Below are 16,630 nucleotides of genomic sequence, written 5' to 3' on the forward strand. Positions count from 1 at the left end.
ACGAAGGTTTATGCATTATATACCATTATCTAAATCTCTATTCAGGCTTCCTGAAGCGCTTTCAATTTTAAAACCAGCCCCTCCATCTTTTCGTCTGGCCGTATCTGACAGGCCAAACGGCTGAATGTACCAGCATCCGGCAAAGTATCCAGGGTATCCAGCTCGTTATCATTCCGTTCGGGTAATTTATCCCAGCCACTTAAAACCTCGACGTGACAGGTGGCACACAATCCCATCCCTCCGCAGGTGGCCTGAATATCATATTCATACGCTTTCAGCACTTCCATCATGTTGAGGCCTATATCTACAGGCACTTCAAGTGGATGACGTTTACCTTCGTTATCTTCGATCTCAATATTTATCATCTTAAAAAGGATTAACACCATTAACCGTGGTGTATTTAAAGCTTAATTTCTGGTCGGGGTAGACGTACTTAAACGCGCTTTGCATCATGATGGCAGCTTCATGAAAACCGCACAGGATAAGTTTAAGCTTGCCCGGATAGGTATTAATATCTCCTATGGCATAGATACGTTCTACATTGGTGGCATAATCGAGGGTATCTACTACTACCGCCGACTTATCGATTCCCAGGTTCCAGTCCGCAATAGGCCCCAGTTTAGGGCTTAATCCAAAGAGCGGAATGAAGTGATCGGCCTGGATGGTACGCGTGATTTTGTTGTTGTCCAGTAAGGATACTTCTTTCAAAACCCCGTTGCCCGCCAGTGCGCTTACTTGTGACTGAAGTACCAGGTCAATTTTGCCAGATTCGGCCAGTTCAAATACTTTGGAACCCGAATCCGGCGCACCACGGAAAGTCTCCCCACGGTGAACCAGTGTAACCTTTTCGGCCACGCCTGCAAGGAATATGGTCCAGTCGAGCGCCGAATCTCCGCCACCGGCAAGTACTACCCTTTTGTCACGAAATAACTCAGGACGTTTCACAATGTAATGTACTCCTTTGCCCTCAAAATATTCAAGATTTTCAACGGCAGGTTTTCTTGGCTCAAAACTGCCCAGCCCCGCCGCGATTACCACCACCTGGCAATGGACATGGATATCTTCGTTGGTACTCACAATGTAACTGCCGTCGTCCTGTTTACTGATCACCTCCACCCTTTCGCCCAAGGTAAATCCCGGCTTAAATTCCTCGATCTGTATCATAAGATTTTTAACCAGATCTCCCGCAATAATCCCCGGAGCTCCCGGAATATCATATATGGGCTTCTGAGGATATATTTCGGAAAGCTGCCCGCCCACCTCCGGAAGGGCGTCAATCAAATGGCATCTCATTTTCAGCAGACCAGCTTCGAAAACGGCAAACAGGCCCACAGGCCCCGCACCAATTATGCAAATATCTGTTTGGATCATGGCATTCACAGTTTAACTTTTAGAGTAATGGTCAACAGGGATAAGCTTTCGTCCTGTTTTTGTAACTCAAAAGTACTGTTGCCGAGGCTTCCACGCCAATCATAAATGGTTATATATAATAACCAAAAGTTATCAAGACACTTCTCAGAACAATCAGATCATAAATTCCAGCACGCCCGGAAGAACATCCACTTTGATTTCGACCGGTTTATCAAGTTTTATCCTTTCGTCGTCTACATGTAAATCCCTTCCCTCCCATAAAATAGTGATATGCTTGGCCTTAATCGTGGTGAATGAAGGTTTCATGTCGGTACCATTGATGAGCGCTAACAGATACTGTTCCAGCTTACCCCGGTGCTCCTCAGGGACCAACACCACTTCCAGCTCGCCATCGCCGGTATCGGTTCCATTAGCCAGAATGAGGTTGGGGCCCACTGAAGGTGTATTGATGACCTCCACCAGCAAGTATTTCCCCGAATGGTCGGAACCATCTGCTATAATCCTGCACTGCCTGGCCTCATAAGAAGTTACGACGTCATAGAAAACCGCCCTTGCTGCCTTGATTTTTTCATCTACATCGTTGGCAAGTTCTTTATCAAACTTTTCCATTACTTTGATTAGCTTGGAAAAAACGCCGAATCCGATTCCCTCGAGGAAAAACATTTCGTCAGGCGTACCTTGTACCTTGCCTATGTCAAACCGATGCCTTTTCCCGGACTTCCACGATGCTACTATATCTTTGGGCTCACCCTTTACCGACAATGCCCCCGCAATATTATTGGCAGTGCCATGCGGAAGTATGGCCAGCGGAAATTGCTTTTGCAGAAGTTTTCTTTTCACAAGTGCTTTACTTACCCTTCGCACCGTGCCGTCTCCTCCCGCAATGATCAGAAAGTCACAGCGGTCATCAAACTCGTCCCAGCCCTCTTGTTTCACAGACGAATAAGTACATTCAAAACCTTCCTTACGGATCAGCCGGACCAATTCCTTTTCTGTAAAGTCTTCTTCTCCGGCATTTGGATTATGCAACAAATTGGTTTTTAGCATAAATTTTTCGAGGATTAACAACATTTGCTGTCAGACTATTAAAAACATACCAGGCATAATTTTATTGGCTTTTGCGTCAAACAACAAGCCTATGAAAATTCTGGTAACAAATGATGACGGTATATACAGCCCGGGCATTGCGGCACTGGCCAAGATTGCAACCCGGTTTGGTGAAGTAAAAATTGTAGCCCCGGACGTGGAACAATCATCCATGGGACATGCCATAACTGCGTCAAGACCCTTGTCTTACAAAAAATCACCCATAACGTTCGAAGGTATTGACGCTTACCGTGTCAACGGGACTCCGGCCGATTGCGTGGCCCTTGGGCAACATTTATGGGACAAACCTGATGTGGTGCTTTCGGGCATCAATATGGGGCCTAACCTGGGGAATGCCATGTGGCATTCGGGGACATTGGCAGCAGCCAAACAGGCAGTTTTGTTTGGCATGAAAGGGATTGCGCTGAGTACCCCGGTAGGCAAGGTGGAACCAGACTTTGAAGCGCTGGACCGATTCATTGAGCAAACGCTCTCGATACTTCTAAAGAATCCCGATCTGAATCTGATCAATGTAAATTTCCCGCATCAACCTGTCGGGGTGAGATGGACCAGGCAGTCGGTCCGATTGTATGACAACAAAATAGAACCCGGCCTGGACCCCATGGGCAGGAAACACTACTGGTTTACTGTTATACCCCTGGAACCATCAGAAGAGGGAACTGACCGCTGGGCCGTTGAAAATGATTTCGTATCCATCACACCGCTTCGTCTGGATCTTACCAATGAAGCGGAACTGGCAAAGGCGCTGCTTAAATACCCGGTCTCCTGACCTGCCGGAAACGGTTCTTATTCCGGTGGCCTGTTTTTTTGCCATTTCATTAAGGTATCGCTAACCATCCCGTTTCATGCACTTTAGGTATGAAACGGGATTTATTTTTGTCCCCGGCCAGCCACTTCTCCTTTGAAAGTTTAACTGCCGACAATTATTTTAAGGGGTAGATAGGCCAAAATGTAGTCTTATGCCATGAAAGACATTTTCAACCTGAATCCCAAGAAACCGATTTTCCCTTATCATGAAACAAGCCACTAACGGAAATTACCGCTGGGTCATTTGTGCACTTTTATTTTTTGCCACCACAATCAACTACATCGACAGACAAATTCTTGGTCTTCTTAAGCCCACACTGGAGGTAGAATTTCACTGGACCGAAACGGATTATGCTAATATAGTCATGGTTTTTGCCGGGTGTTACGCACTTGGATATATCGTTTTCGGTAATATTATCGACAAAATAGGGTCCAAACTTGGTTATTCCATATCCATCATTATCTGGAGTATTGCTGCGGTTTTACACGCCTTTGTGAAAGGTACTATGGGTTTTGGAGCAGTCAGAGCGCTCCTTGGCCTGGGTGAAGCGGGAAACTTCCCGGCTGCAGTAAAAGCTACTGCCGAATGGTTCCCCAAGCGTGAACGCGCCCTGGCCACAGGGATCTTCAACTCAGGAACAAGCATCGGTGCGGTGGTAGCACCCATTATGGTACCTTGGCTGCTAGGCTCTTATGGCTGGCAGGAAGCGTTCCTGATCACCGGAGCACTGGGCTTTATCTGGCTGATATTCTGGTGGCTGTTTTACGAAGTTCCTTCCCGGCACAAAAAAATCTCTCAGGAAGAATTTACTTACATCCATAGTGACAATGAGTCGGCGGGACAGGAAAATGCAAAGCCTATCAAATGGACGGTCCTCCTCGGGCTGAAACAAACCTGGGTATTTATTATCGGAAAACTGCTCACCGATCCTATCTGGTGGTTTTTTCTCTTTTGGCTTCCCTCCTATTTCGCAACCACATTTTCGCTGGATCTCAAAAAGCCAAGCCTTCAGCTGGCGATCGTTTATACTGCAACTACATTTGGCAGCATTGGGGGCGGATATCTGTCATCGCTGCTCATTAAAAAAGGCTGGGCTCCCCTGAAGGCCCGCAAAACAACACTATTGATTGTAGCATTTGCTGTTTTACCCATTATACTGGCCAAATTTGCAACGGATGTATGGGTTGCAGTGGGCATCATCAGTATTGCAACAGCCGCACATCAGGCCTGGAGTGCCAACATCTTTACTATTGTTTCCGATATTTTCCCCAAACGAGCAGTGAGTTCGGTCGTTGGTATTGGCGGCATGGCAGGTTCTATCGGTTCCACACTTTTCCCCCTGGTAGTAGGTGCCCTGCTCGACCATTACAAAGAGGTGGGCAACATTGGCGCTGGTTACAACATTCTTTTTGTGATATGCGGTCTGGCCTATTTTGTGGCTTGGCTCATCATTCATTTCCTGACGTCAAATATGAAACCGGTCGAAGAAGCGTTAAAGAATTAATATAGTACCTTTGCCCCTGCAGATTTTGCAGTTTTCCTAAACAAATTCAGCTAGTTATTATTCAGAATGAAAAGGTTACGTTATCCGGTTCTCTTCCTTACCCTATCGTTTACACTGTTTTATTGTAAAACAAACAAACAAACCTCTTCCAGTAGCACCATCACCTCTGCCTCAGATACGCCCGCACCGGAAAAAGCGGTCGACTTGAGTAAGTCGCCGTTTCTGACCGCCGAGGAGTCTATGAAAAGGATTGCCATAGCGGATGGCTTTGAAATAAAACTCGTTGCGTCCGAACCTTTGGTAAGCACACCCGTGGCAATGCTTTTTGACGATCAGGCAAGAATGTGGGTAGTTGAAATGACCGGATATATGCCTGATACCATCGGAACTGGTGAGGATGTCCCTAACGGAAATATTGTGCTGCTTGATGATAAAAATAAGGATGGCGTGTATGACGACCGAAAGGTAATTATAGATTCACTGGTACTTCCCAGGGCCATCTGCCTGATTGAAAACGGTATACTTGTGGCTGAGCCAACCAACCTTTGGTTTTATGAATTAAAGAATGATAAAGTCGTAAAAAGAGAGTTGGTCGATCCTCAATATACCGAGGGAGGTAATGTGGAACATCAGCCCAATGGGTTGCTGCGCGCAATGGATAACTGGATCTATAATGCCAAATCTACCAAAAGATACCGAAAACAGGGTAACAAATGGCTGATCGAAAGCACCCATTTCCGCGGACAGTGGGGCATTTGCCAGGATAATTATGGACACCTTTACTATAACAATAACTCACAAAACCTGCTGGGTGATTATTTCTCGCCGGGGCTTGGGGCCTGGAATAAAAATCAACGGGGTGTTGCCGGCTTCAATGAAAAAACAGTGGCCAACAACAAGGTATATCCTCTGCGGCCAACACCGGGAGTGAACCGTGGCTACATGAAAAATGTCCTCAATGACAGCCTCAAGCTCAACAACTTTACAGCCGCTGCGGGTCCGGTCATTTACCGGGGTGATCTTTTTGGCAAAGATTTTGATTTTAACGGTTTCGTTCCTGAGCCGTCTGCTAACCTGATCAAGCGAAATATCATTAGAGAAAACGGTTATGTCGTAAAAGGAGAACAAGCCTACAAGGGAAAGGAATTTATTGCCAGTACCGACGAGCGTTTCAGACCAGTGAGCCTCTACAACGCTCCTGACGGTGCGCTGTACATTCTGGATATGTACCGGGGAATTATCCAGCACAAGACTTATCTGACGCCCTATCTCAAAGGGGAGATCGGCAAGCGGGGGCTAACGCAGCCTTTGTCAGCCGGACGTATTTACAAAGTCGTGCCTAAAAATAAAACTTCTGCTGTAGTTACCCTGCCTGATTCCCCTCAGCAACTGTTGAAACTTCTTGGCCATGCCAACGGATGGATAAGAGACAAAGCCCAGCAAAATATTATTGACAGAAAGTACCTACAGCTAGTGCCTGAATTAAAGGCGGCAGCGGCTCAGACCGACAACGAATTACTCGCGCTACACGCTTTGTGGACGCTTGAAGGACTTGGCAAACTTACTACAGACGAGGTAATTACAACCATTGGGAAGCAAAGCTGGCACACGCGTATGCAGGGCCTGAGCATGGTTCCGTCTGTTATGGATGCAACCAACCACAGCAGGATCACTGCTTCACTGGACAAATTAATCGATACAAAAGATACCCTGGCAGCACCATATATAGGATTTTTGGCAAAATATATCCAGGAATTTGATCAGCGCGAAGGTAAACGGTTACTGGTAAAACTGGCTTCGGCATATCCCAAAAACGGATATGTAGCAGACGCCATTGTAAGCACGCTGCAGGATCAGGAGGAGCAGTTTACGCATGAACTTTCCGCTTCGGTAAAAGATACTACCTCCAGCATTCACAGACAACTTAGAAAAGCTATTGCAACTGCCAATAATGCCAAAGCAAACAGAAACCCCGAAGTACTCAAAAAACAGTTCCCCAAAGGAGAAGCTTTGTTTACGTCCATCTGCCAGACCTGCCACGGAGCCGACGGCAACGGTGTAAAGTCACTGGGCCCGCCTCTGAACCAGTCGGAATGGGTAACGGGAAGTAAGGACAAGCTGATTTCCATTGTACTGTTTGGATTAACCGGCCCGGTTAAGGTGAACGGACATCTGTATCAAACCCCCGAAGTAAGCGGGGATATGCCAGGCATAGGTTACGATAAAGATATGCCAAACGAAGATATCGCGCAGTTGCTCAGCTATATCCGTAAGTCGTGGAGGAATAATGCCGAAACCGTCTCCACAATCGAAGTTTCAAAAAAACGAACGCAGCTCAGTGGTCGTGAGAAAGCATTTACAGAGGCAGAGCTTAACGGGAGGTAGGTTTTCGGTAGGCGGTTTCCGTGGGCGGTCGTCCGTCCGCAGTTCACAGTATTGAGTTTACAGTAAACAGTGAGACTGCGAACTCAATATTACTGCTTATTGCATACTTGCAACTGCCCACTCAAAACTGCATACCGCCTACTGTAAACCGCCTACTCAAAACTGCGAACTCTGAACTGCATACTGCCTGCCGAAAACTGCCTATCCGAAAATCACTACCTTTGCAAGCCCTTAGGTAAAAAGGGTTTAACTCAAGAATATGATGTTTAGTTTTCAGTCGCCCGCGTCGGTTACCATTACCTGCCATAAATGGCATGCTCCTTATCTGGAAAAAGAAGTTTCCGAACTTGGTTTCAAGCCCATTCAGACCTTCGTAACAGGTGTCAAAATCAGGGCTACACTCAACGACTGCATCCGCCTGAATCTTAACCTGAACTGTGCGAGCCAGGTACTATATAGCCTGGGAACTTTTAAAGCAACCAACGCCAATGCGGTATATAATTATCTGGCCCGGCTGGAATGGGAAAATATCCTGCCAGAAGAAGGATATTTTTCAGTAACCAGTAATGTCCGTAATCCCACCATCAGTAACAGCATGTTTGCCAATGTGAAGGTGAAAGATGCTATCGTAGACCGGATACGCAATAAGAAAGGTATCAGGCCTTCCACGGGGTCGGATCTCACCGGCGCGGTTGTTCATCTTTACTGGAATGAAGAAGACGCTGAAATTTTCCTGGATACCTCCGGTGAATCGCTCGCAAGACACGGATACCGTAAAATACCCGGCAAAGCTCCCATGCTGGAAGCCCTGGCCTCTTCAACGATCCTGGCCAGTAAATGGGACAGGAAAACACCCTTCATAAATCCTATGTGTGGCTCCGGCACGCTTGCCATTGAAGCCGCACTGCTGGCCACCAATACCAAACCTGGTGTACACCGGGCCGACTACGCCTTCATGCACCTGAACGGCTATGATGCCGAGGTTTATTACAATGAAATGGATTTAGTTGAAAATCAAATAGTTGAAATAGTAGACCAATTGATTGTAGCTACGGATCACGACGAAGAGGCGATCTCCAATGCGCGTAAAAATGCAATAGCTGCCGGGGTGGCAGACCTCATAAAATTTGAAGTATGCGATTTTCGGGAGACATACATACCGGAAAATGGAAACGGAGTGGTTTTTATGAACCCTGAATATGGTGAACGACTCGGTTCCAGCAGCGAGTTAGAAGAAACATATCGTGAAATGGGCGATTTCATGAAAAAAAAATGCGGCGGTTATTATGGTTATATTTTCACCGGGAACCTGGATCTTGCCAAAAAAATAGGATTAAAAGCAAAGCGCCGAATAGAATTCTTTACGGGTAAAATTGACTGCCGCTTACTGGAATATGAGCTTTACGCAGGCAGCAAGGCAGAAAAACCGGTTGATTAGTTTGCTGTTCCGAAATAAAAAACTAAAACCAGGGATGATATAACAGATTTTTACGGCTCAGTCGTTAAATTGGCAACGGCTTTGCAAAATTATGATCCTCTTCAAAACACCGCTGGCACCTGTATATGCTCCCCTGCTGAAATGCCTTACCTTTTTGGTACCGGCGCTTATGCTCCTTTCCTGCGACTGGCTCGGTAACTCCCCAAGTTTTGGTGACGACTATGTTACTTATGACATTAAGGCTGGCTCTCATGATGTTGAAAACAATATTAGTTCAATCTTCACTGCCAGTTCCATGCGTTTTCAGGCCGTTTTTGATAGCTCCTGTATTTACAAAACTGTTATTCCTGAAAATCAGTATGACATCAATAAGCTTATGGGTTTCTCAGACTGCAGCTCACAGCATCAGGTAAACAGTGCCCGTTTCGGCTGGAACTGGCAGAACAACGCCCTGCACATTTACGCCTACATCTATGTGGATGGCCTGCGTTCGGCAAAGGAACTCGGTGTAATTGAGATTGGCCAGCCCAGTAGTTTTAAACTGAGTACTTCCGGCAATTCCTATGTCTTTAATCTGAACGGTACGGAAACCATCATGCCCCGTCATTGCAGTGGTGGTGTTGGTGTTTCCTACAAGTTACTCCCCTATTTTGGAGGCGATGAACCCGCTCCGCAGAATATCAGGATCAAGATCCGTAATCTGGAATAACAACGCTGTTTTCAACTTGCAGGGAAAAAAATCCCCACATCATTAGCCGTTGAGTAGATAATTTGTCACAGCATGATTGCCGCTCCCTGGGCGATCCGGCCACTGGCACTTGCTACTGACCGCCATATCACTGAATTATAAAATTTACTAGCCAGCTACACCTCGAGGCACAATTTTTGCAAAAATTTGTGTAGACATCCCTCGTTTTCGCCCGTGTGTAATTTCAGAAATACCGTTCTGTCAGGTGATGTAACAACCCTTTACAATGATTAATGATTAATGATTTTTCACAATTATGATTCTAATAGTTGACGACAGACCTGAAAATATTATACCGCTCAAGAAAATACTGGAATTACATCATTTCCTTACCGACAGTGCCACATCGGGAGAGGAAGCACTAAGGAAAATTCTTCAGAACAACTATTCCGTCATTATCCTGGATGTACAAATGCCGGGAATGGACGGCTTCGAAGTGGCAGAAACCATTTCAGGCTATAGCAAAGCCAAGGATATCCCCATCATTTTTCTGTCAGCCGTCAATACCGAAAAAAAATTCATTACCCGAGGGTACGAATCTGGAGGAATTGATTACCTCACCAAACCGGTAGACCCTGACATACTGCTTTTGAAGGTCAAATCCTTCTTTAAATTATTCGAACAAAAGCAGGAGCTTAAGGCTACCCAAGCAAAGTTGCAACAGGAGATAGAAATTCGGAAAAGAGCCGAAAAAGGACTTAATGAACGGATGCAGGATCTTCAGTTCGTACTTGAATCCTTACCCCAGATCGCCTTCACCGTTGGTACCGACGGCCGGGTAGAATTTGCAAACCAACATTGGTTCACATACTCTGATAGTGTAGGGACGTTTCCTGAGACGCATCCCGATGACGAATCCTGGGATTTATGGAAAAAAAGTTTTATCGCTGGCGTGGAATATATCAACGAGGCCCGGCTCAAAGATGTCAGAACCGGAGAATACCGCTATTTCCTGCTTAAAATTATTCCGATACATCAGAGCGGTAAAGTGGTTCGCTGGGTAGGTACTTTTACGGACATTAACCAGCAAAAGATGGCCAACGAAGTACTGGAAAATAAAGTGGCGCAGCGTACCAGTGAACTTTTGACTAAAAATTCGGAACTCGAAACCACTAACCATGAACTGCAGCAGTTTGCATGGGTCGTATCACATGATCTCAAAGAACCACTTCGCAAGATCCAGACCTTTAATACGCTGATCAGAGATAAGTTCCTGGCGGGTAACGAAGAGGCTATGTCATATCTGGACAGATCAATAGGCGCTTCGGCCAGGATGGCCCTTTTGATCAGCGACCTGCTGGACTATTCGAGACTTTCCGTTTCCGCCCAATTTCAGGAAACCAGTATCAACGACATATTCAGAGAGTTACTGGAGGATTTTAATGAAACGATCCTGGAGAAGCAAGCCCGTATAATCGTTGATCCCATACCGGTAATTGAAACCATACCAAGCCAGATCAGACAGGTTTTCCAAAACCTGATCAGCAATGCGCTCAAATTCTCGAGGGAAAACATCCCACCCCAGATTACGATCCGGGCCTGTCTGACTGAGGATAAATCCATAGACTCCCCTCCGTCCGCTACGGGTAACTATTGCCGGATCAGCCTGAGTGATAACGGCATAGGTTTTAACGAAAAATTCCTGGACAGAATTTTTGTGATCTTTCAGAGGCTCAATAATCTCAGTGCCTATGAAGGAACCGGTATAGGACTAGCCATTGCAAAAAAAATAATTGATAAACATAACGGAATCATAACGGCTCAAAGTACTGAAAATGAAGGCGCTACCTTCATCATAATCCTACCTGTAAAGCAAAATCAAGAATAACAGATCCTGAACCAGAAACGATAAAATGACAAAGAAAGCTTCCCAGAACATCATTAAACAACTCAAAGTAGTATTTGCTGCGTCGGTCGTGCTGCTGCTTACCAGCCTTATTGCATCGCTTTACAGTACCCGGCAGCTGATCAAGAATTCCGAACTCGTTAACCACACCCACGAAGTGTTACTGGAGGCCGAAAATATCATGTCACATCTGAAAGATGCCGAAACGGGTCAGCGCGGATACCTTATTACCATGAACCCCTCCTTTCTGGAGCCTTATGAAGGATCCTATTCCCGCGTAACCAAAGCATACAACAATCTGGTGCGACTGACCCTGGACAATAAGTTGCAGCAGAAAACACTGGTTCCCATGAAGGAAAGATACGAGGCCAGATATGCCCAGATGCAGCGGGTTATTGATATTGCCAAGAAAGATCCTGCATTGACGAAGAACACAGAACTTCGGAGCAGGGAAATGCTTTTCGGAAAAAAAATAATGGATGACCTGCGGTTGATGATCAATGAAGTCAAAGATGAAGAAAACCGAATGCTTCAGAGCAGGCTCAGCGAACAGCAGACCTACATTGTGTACACTCCATTTTTCATGATCGTTGCGGCCGTTATCTCCATACTGATCACGATTGTTTCTTTCCTGAGGATCAAACAGGATATTGACAAAAGAATTGAAAAAGAACGTGAGGCAGAGGAACTCTATACCCAAACCAAAAACCGGATTAATCTGATGGAAGGTGTTACCAGACAGATTGCCTCCGGAAATTACAACATAAGGAGTAAGGATACGCTGGACGATGAGCTCGGAAGGATTTCCAGCGCGCTCAATACCATGGCAGGAGAATTGGAAAAAACCTTTACAGATCTTGAAAAACGTAACTGGCTGCAAACGGGTACTCTTCACGTGAGTGAGGCCATGCGGGGTGAAAGAATCCTGGAACGCCTGTCCGCCAACCTGATGAATTCTCTTACATCCTATTTAAATGCGCCATTAGGGACTTTATATATCATTGACAATGACTATCACTACAAGCTAACGGCGGCGTATGCCAACAGCGATGCCCCGCGGTATGTATACGCAGGTAATGGCCTGGCGGGACAGGCCATCGAAAGCAAACAACTGCTGATTGTCAACAATTTGCCTGAAAATTATGTACATATCACATCCACCCTTGGTACTACCCACCCTCGTACGGTGATGATTATACCGTTAATTTACGCTCATGAATGCATCGGGGTCATCGAAATAGGTTTATTGAACGAACCGTCTGAGCTGGAAATACAGTTTATAAAAGATAATCAGGAAGCTATAGCCATTGGTTTAAACGCTGCTCTGGATTACTCGAGATTACAGAATTTCCTGGAAGAAACGCAGGCGCAGGCCGAGGAGCTTCAGGCGCAGCACAATGAGCTGGAAAACCTCAATTCTGAACTGGAGGCACAATCTCAAAAGCTACAGGCTTCTGATGAAGAATTACGGGTACAACAGGAGGAACTTCAGCAAACCAACGAAGAGCTGGAAGAAAGAAGTACGCTACTGGAAGAGAAAAACATGGAAATCCAGAGCAAGGCAAGAGAGCTGGAAATAACCACCCGCTACAAATCTGAATTCCTGGCCAATATGTCACATGAACTCAGAACGCCGCTTAACTCCATATTGCTCCTGAGCAGGCTGCTCGCCGAAAATGACGAAAAGAACCTTTCGGCTGACCAGATCGAATATGCATCGGTTATTAACTCCTCGGGAAACGGACTGCTGGGGCTTATCGATGAAATCCTTGACCTTTCCAAGATAGAAGCAGGAAAGATGGAACTTGAATATACCAATGTTGACCTGAAAGAAGTGAGCAGGGGTTTGCAGGCCATGTTTTCGCCAGTTGCCAGGGAAAAGGGTATTGAACTGAATTTCCATCTCGAGCCCTCCGTAAAATCCGTTGTGGAGACAGACAAGATGCGGCTGGAACAGGTGATTAAGAACCTGCTGTCAAACGCCCTTAAATTCACCTCCAAGGGATCAGTCACCATGGATATCCGCAACAGCCCAACGCGTCCCGATTTTATCGAGTTTGTTGTAAAGGATACAGGTATAGGTATTGCTCCTGAAAAGCAAATGCTGATTTTCGAGGCCTTTCAACAAGCCGACGGTTCAACGAAGAGAAAATACGGCGGTACGGGACTTGGCCTCTCCATCAGCAGGGAGTTGGTTAAATTACTCGGAGGCGAAATTCATCTGAAAAGTGAAATCAACCAAGGCAGCGAATTTACCTTGTTTTTACCGGTCCGCAAGTCGGTAAGCCACCATCATCCGGTTCAGAATTTCATGACTAACTACACCGATATCAGCGAAAATACCGGAACAGAAGATGCATTGAAATACATCAGCTCGGTAGTACCTGAAAGTATCCCTGATGACCGTAACGCGATCTTGGAAACGGATAAAACGATCCTCATTGTTGAAGACGATACCTTCTTCGCTAAATCATTGCTGGATTATACCAGGAAAAAAGGTTACAAGGGTATTGTAGCTGTCCGTGGTGACGAAGGCTTGCAGCTGGCGGAAGAATTTAAGCCAATAGGAATCCTGCTTGACCTGCAGCTGCCGATACTGAGCGGCTGGGAAGTAATGGATAGGCTGAAGGAAAATCCTGCTACCCGGCATATACCGGTACATATTATGTCGTCGCACCGCATGAAAAATGAAAGTTTGCTGAAAGGTGCCGTTGATTTTATTGACAAACCTGTGGCGCCTGATCGTATGAAAGAAATATTTGAGAAAATTGAATATGTCATAAGCCGTAAGTCCAAGAAAGTCCTGATCGTTGAAGATAACTCAAAGCATGCCAGCGCACTGGCTTATTTCCTTGGTACTTTCAACATTAATTCGGAGCTAAAGGATAATATATCAGATGGATTGCAGGCGCTTCGGGAAAACGAAGTGGACTGTGTGATCCTGGATATGGGCGTCCCCGACCAGCAAGCGTACCAAATGCTCGAGGAAGTCAAAAAGACACCTGATTTTGAGCATATACCCATTATCATTTTCACGGGTAAAAGTCTGTCTATCAATGAAGAATACCGGATCAAACAATATGCCGATTCGATCATTTTAAAAACGGCGCACTCCTATCAGCGTATGCTGGACGAAGTCTCCCTGTTTTTACATGTAGTTGAAGAAAATAAAAAGCCAGCAAGTACCAAAGGCGACTACCGCAAGCTGGGCGCTCTGGGGGATATCCTGAACAACAAAACAGTGTTGGTGGCGGATGATGATGTGCGTAATATTTTCTCTCTGACCAAATCGTTGGAAAACTATAAAATGAACGTTATTACGGCCCTGGATGGCAAGGAAGCTCTTGAAAAATTAAAACAAACTCCTGAAATTGACGTAGTACTGCTGGATATGATGATGCCACAAATGGACGGCTACGAAACAGCCCGGCAGATCAGAGCCAACCCCGTATGGAAAACCTTGCCTGTCATTGCGGTAACAGCCAAGGCTATGACCGGCGACAGGGAAAAGTGTATTAATGCAGGCGCTTCTGACTATATTACCAAACCAGTAGATATTGACCAACTGGTCTCACTTTTAAGGGTCTGGCTCTATGAAAAATAAACATTTTCCTTTTGCTGATCATCTCTCATTCTGACCTTTTTAAACGATCCCCTCATGAACTCAAAAAAAGTACTGATCATTGATGATGACGCCCGTAATATTTTTGCCCTGACCGCCACCCTTAAATCTAAGTCTTACAGCTGTATATCTCGCCCGGGAGCAATTGAAGCTTTGGAATTATTGAAAACGGATGAAACCATTAATGCCATCCTGATCGATATGATGATGCCTGAAATGGACGGTTATGAAGCCATTCCGTTGATAAAAAATATTGAAAGAAGGAAGAATACTCCCATATTTGCCGTTACCGCACAGGCTATGGTTGGAGATAAAGAAAGGTGCCTGGAAGCCGGTGCCGATGATTACATTTCCAAACCGATCGATGTAGATAAACTTCTGGCTCTTTTGGAAACCGTTTAACGCCACGACCCATGATTGAGGAGGAAGAAATAGACATACTACTGGACGATGTATTCAGGCTTTACGGGTATGACTTTACCAGTTATGCGCGTGCTTCACTGAAACGGCGTATCAACAGGATCTTTACGCTCAATAAATTCCCCAGCTTTGCGGAGCTGCGGTACAAGGTCTGTAAGGATGAAGATTATCTTAAATACTTTGTAGAAGAAATTACCGTAAACGTAACAGAAATGTTCCGTGACCCGTCGTTCTACCAGGCGCTGCGAAATGACATTCTTCCCATCCTGGGAACCAAGCCTTTTATACGAATATGGCATGCGGGCTGCTCAACCGGTGAGGAGGTCTATTCTATGGCCATACTCCTGAAAGAAGCCGGACTGCTGAGAAAATCGCTGATTTATGCTACGGACCTTAACCCTTCAGTTCTGGAGAAAGTCAGAAAAGCCATATTTCCTTTGAACCAAATGAAACAGTATTCCGAAAACTATATGGAATCTGGTGGGCAGCTTGACTTTTCGGTTTATTACACAGCCAATTACGGCCAGGCCAAACTGAATGATGAACTGTCCGAAAAAATTATCATTTCAACACATAACCTGGTTTCCGATAGTTCTTTTAATGAATTCGATCTTATACTTTGCCGGAATGTACTGATCTATTTTAACAAGGACCTTCAGGATCGGGTGCTTAAGCTCTTCGATGACAGCCTCTCTTCCCTGGGCTACCTGGCTTTGGGATCCAAAGAAACGCTGAAATTTTCAGCTGTTCAGAACAGGTTTAAACAGCTGAACCGAGAAAAAATATGGAAGAAAATAGTATGATTACGCCAAAGTGTGAAGCCGTTGTAATTGGTGGGTCCGCGGGCAGCCTTGCCGTGCTGTTTGAAATTCTCCCCAAATTAAAGCAGGATCACGATTTCGCACTGATCATCGTGCTGCATCGCAAATACAATGCAGAGTCCTCACTATCCGAACTTCTGGGCTCTAAAACGCTGAACACACTGACAGAAATAGAAGACAAAGATCCGATTATTCCGGGCAACATCTACCTTGCGCCGGCAGACTATCACGTCCTCATCGAAAACAACCGCATATTCTCCCTGGATCATTCGGAAAAGGTGAATTTTAGCCGACCAAGCCTGGACGTTACTTTTGAATCTGCCGCACAGGTATATGGCCGGAGCCTCATTGGCGTGCTTTTATCTGGTGCAAATGACGACGGTACCAAAGGCCTGCATGCAGTGAAGCATTACGGCGGGATGACCATTGTACAGGACCCGCAAAGTGCCCAAATGCCTATGATGCCGCAATATGCCATAGATCATGAAAATATCGACAAAATCCTGGATGTTGCGAATCTGATCATTTTCCTCAATACCCTTTGATACCAAACGCCATTG

Annotated in this window: 13 protein-coding genes; 10 read left to right on the forward strand and 3 right to left on the reverse strand. The window is 45.6% G+C overall.

The window, feature by feature from the left end; translation table 11 throughout:
• Positions 1–41: 41 nt before the first annotated feature.
• From KOE27_RS26895 to KOE27_RS26905, 3 genes are all read right to left on the reverse strand, one after another.
• The gene (locus KOE27_RS26895) at positions 42–365 is read right to left on the reverse strand and encodes a 2Fe-2S iron-sulfur cluster-binding protein (protein WP_215241956.1); all 324 of its coding nucleotides are present in this window, start codon (positions 363–365) and stop codon (positions 42–44) included.
• A gap of 1 nt (position 366) precedes the next feature.
• The gene (locus tag KOE27_RS26900) at positions 367–1,371 is read right to left on the reverse strand and encodes an NAD(P)/FAD-dependent oxidoreductase (protein ID WP_215241957.1); all 1,005 of its coding nucleotides are present in this window, start codon (positions 1,369–1,371) and stop codon (positions 367–369) included.
• A 153-nt stretch (positions 1,372–1,524) separates the two neighbouring features.
• Positions 1,525–2,418 (reverse strand): diacylglycerol/lipid kinase family protein, encoded by an 894-nt coding sequence (locus tag KOE27_RS26905; RefSeq protein ID WP_215241958.1) that lies wholly within the window; start codon positions 2,416–2,418, stop codon positions 1,525–1,527.
• Positions 2,419–2,509: 91 nt separating this feature from the next.
• Between KOE27_RS26905 and surE the strand changes: the two genes are divergently transcribed.
• From surE to KOE27_RS26955, 10 genes are all read left to right on the forward strand, one after another.
• On the forward strand, positions 2,510–3,247 hold the full coding sequence (surE, locus tag KOE27_RS26910; RefSeq protein ID WP_215241959.1) for a 5'/3'-nucleotidase SurE: 738 nt from the start codon (positions 2,510–2,512) through the stop codon (positions 3,245–3,247).
• Positions 3,248–3,491: 244 nt separating this feature from the next.
• Positions 3,492–4,790, forward strand: coding sequence for an MFS transporter (locus KOE27_RS26915; protein ID WP_215241960.1), 1,299 nt, complete (start codon positions 3,492–3,494; stop codon positions 4,788–4,790).
• 66 nt (positions 4,791–4,856) lie between these two features.
• Positions 4,857–7,175 (forward strand): DUF7133 domain-containing protein, encoded by a 2,319-nt coding sequence (locus KOE27_RS26920; RefSeq protein ID WP_215241961.1) that lies wholly within the window; start codon positions 4,857–4,859, stop codon positions 7,173–7,175.
• A 259-nt stretch (positions 7,176–7,434) separates the two neighbouring features.
• Positions 7,435–8,613, forward strand: coding sequence for a THUMP domain-containing class I SAM-dependent RNA methyltransferase (locus tag KOE27_RS26925; protein WP_310590084.1), 1,179 nt, complete (start codon positions 7,435–7,437; stop codon positions 8,611–8,613).
• Between the two features lie 91 nt (positions 8,614–8,704).
• Positions 8,705–9,322: a hypothetical protein gene (locus KOE27_RS26930; RefSeq protein WP_229253006.1), complete on the forward strand. Its 618-nt coding sequence runs from the start codon at positions 8,705–8,707 to the stop codon at positions 9,320–9,322.
• 295 nt (positions 9,323–9,617) lie between these two features.
• The gene (locus tag KOE27_RS26935; RefSeq protein ID WP_215241962.1) at positions 9,618–11,189 is read left to right on the forward strand and encodes a hybrid sensor histidine kinase/response regulator; all 1,572 of its coding nucleotides are present in this window, start codon (positions 9,618–9,620) and stop codon (positions 11,187–11,189) included.
• A 25-nt stretch (positions 11,190–11,214) separates the two neighbouring features.
• The gene (locus KOE27_RS26940; protein WP_215241963.1) at positions 11,215–14,811 is read left to right on the forward strand and encodes a response regulator; all 3,597 of its coding nucleotides are present in this window, start codon (positions 11,215–11,217) and stop codon (positions 14,809–14,811) included.
• Positions 14,812–14,865: 54 nt separating this feature from the next.
• Positions 14,866–15,231, forward strand: coding sequence for a response regulator (locus tag KOE27_RS26945; RefSeq protein ID WP_215241964.1), 366 nt, complete (start codon positions 14,866–14,868; stop codon positions 15,229–15,231).
• 11 nt (positions 15,232–15,242) lie between these two features.
• Complete coding sequence (locus tag KOE27_RS26950; RefSeq protein ID WP_215241965.1) at positions 15,243–16,052, forward strand: CheR family methyltransferase; 810 nt, start codon at positions 15,243–15,245, stop codon at positions 16,050–16,052.
• Positions 16,034–16,615, forward strand: a complete 582-nt coding sequence (locus KOE27_RS26955; protein ID WP_215241966.1) for a chemotaxis protein CheB — start codon at positions 16,034–16,036, stop codon at positions 16,613–16,615. Before KOE27_RS26950 ends, KOE27_RS26955 begins: the two co-directional genes overlap by 19 nt.
• The last annotated feature ends 15 nt before the right edge of the window (positions 16,616–16,630 follow it).

This window comes from Dyadobacter sp. CECT 9275 (genome assembly GCF_907164905.1).
Classification (GTDB): domain Bacteria; phylum Bacteroidota; class Bacteroidia; order Cytophagales; family Spirosomataceae; genus Dyadobacter; species Dyadobacter helix.

Coding starts and splice junctions, on each gene's coding strand:
- KOE27_RS26895 (WP_215241956.1), bottom strand. CDS start 365: ATGATAAATATTGAGATCGAAGATAACGAAGGTAAACGTCATCCACTT.
- KOE27_RS26900 (WP_215241957.1), bottom strand. CDS start 1,371: ATGATCCAAACAGATATTTGCATAATTGGTGCGGGGCCTGTGGGCCTG.
- KOE27_RS26905 (WP_215241958.1), bottom strand. CDS start 2,418: ATGCTAAAAACCAATTTGTTGCATAATCCAAATGCCGGAGAAGAAGAC.
- surE (WP_215241959.1), top strand. CDS start 2,510: ATGAAAATTCTGGTAACAAATGATGACGGTATATACAGCCCGGGCATT.
- KOE27_RS26915 (WP_215241960.1), top strand. CDS start 3,492: ATGAAACAAGCCACTAACGGAAATTACCGCTGGGTCATTTGTGCACTT.
- KOE27_RS26920 (WP_215241961.1), top strand. CDS start 4,857: ATGAAAAGGTTACGTTATCCGGTTCTCTTCCTTACCCTATCGTTTACA.
- KOE27_RS26925 (WP_310590084.1), top strand. CDS start 7,435: ATGATGTTTAGTTTTCAGTCGCCCGCGTCGGTTACCATTACCTGCCAT.
- KOE27_RS26930 (WP_229253006.1), top strand. CDS start 8,705: ATGATCCTCTTCAAAACACCGCTGGCACCTGTATATGCTCCCCTGCTG.
- KOE27_RS26935 (WP_215241962.1), top strand. CDS start 9,618: ATGATTCTAATAGTTGACGACAGACCTGAAAATATTATACCGCTCAAG.
- KOE27_RS26940 (WP_215241963.1), top strand. CDS start 11,215: ATGACAAAGAAAGCTTCCCAGAACATCATTAAACAACTCAAAGTAGTA.
- KOE27_RS26945 (WP_215241964.1), top strand. CDS start 14,866: ATGAACTCAAAAAAAGTACTGATCATTGATGATGACGCCCGTAATATT.
- KOE27_RS26950 (WP_215241965.1), top strand. CDS start 15,243: ATGATTGAGGAGGAAGAAATAGACATACTACTGGACGATGTATTCAGG.
- KOE27_RS26955 (WP_215241966.1), top strand. CDS start 16,034: ATGGAAGAAAATAGTATGATTACGCCAAAGTGTGAAGCCGTTGTAATT.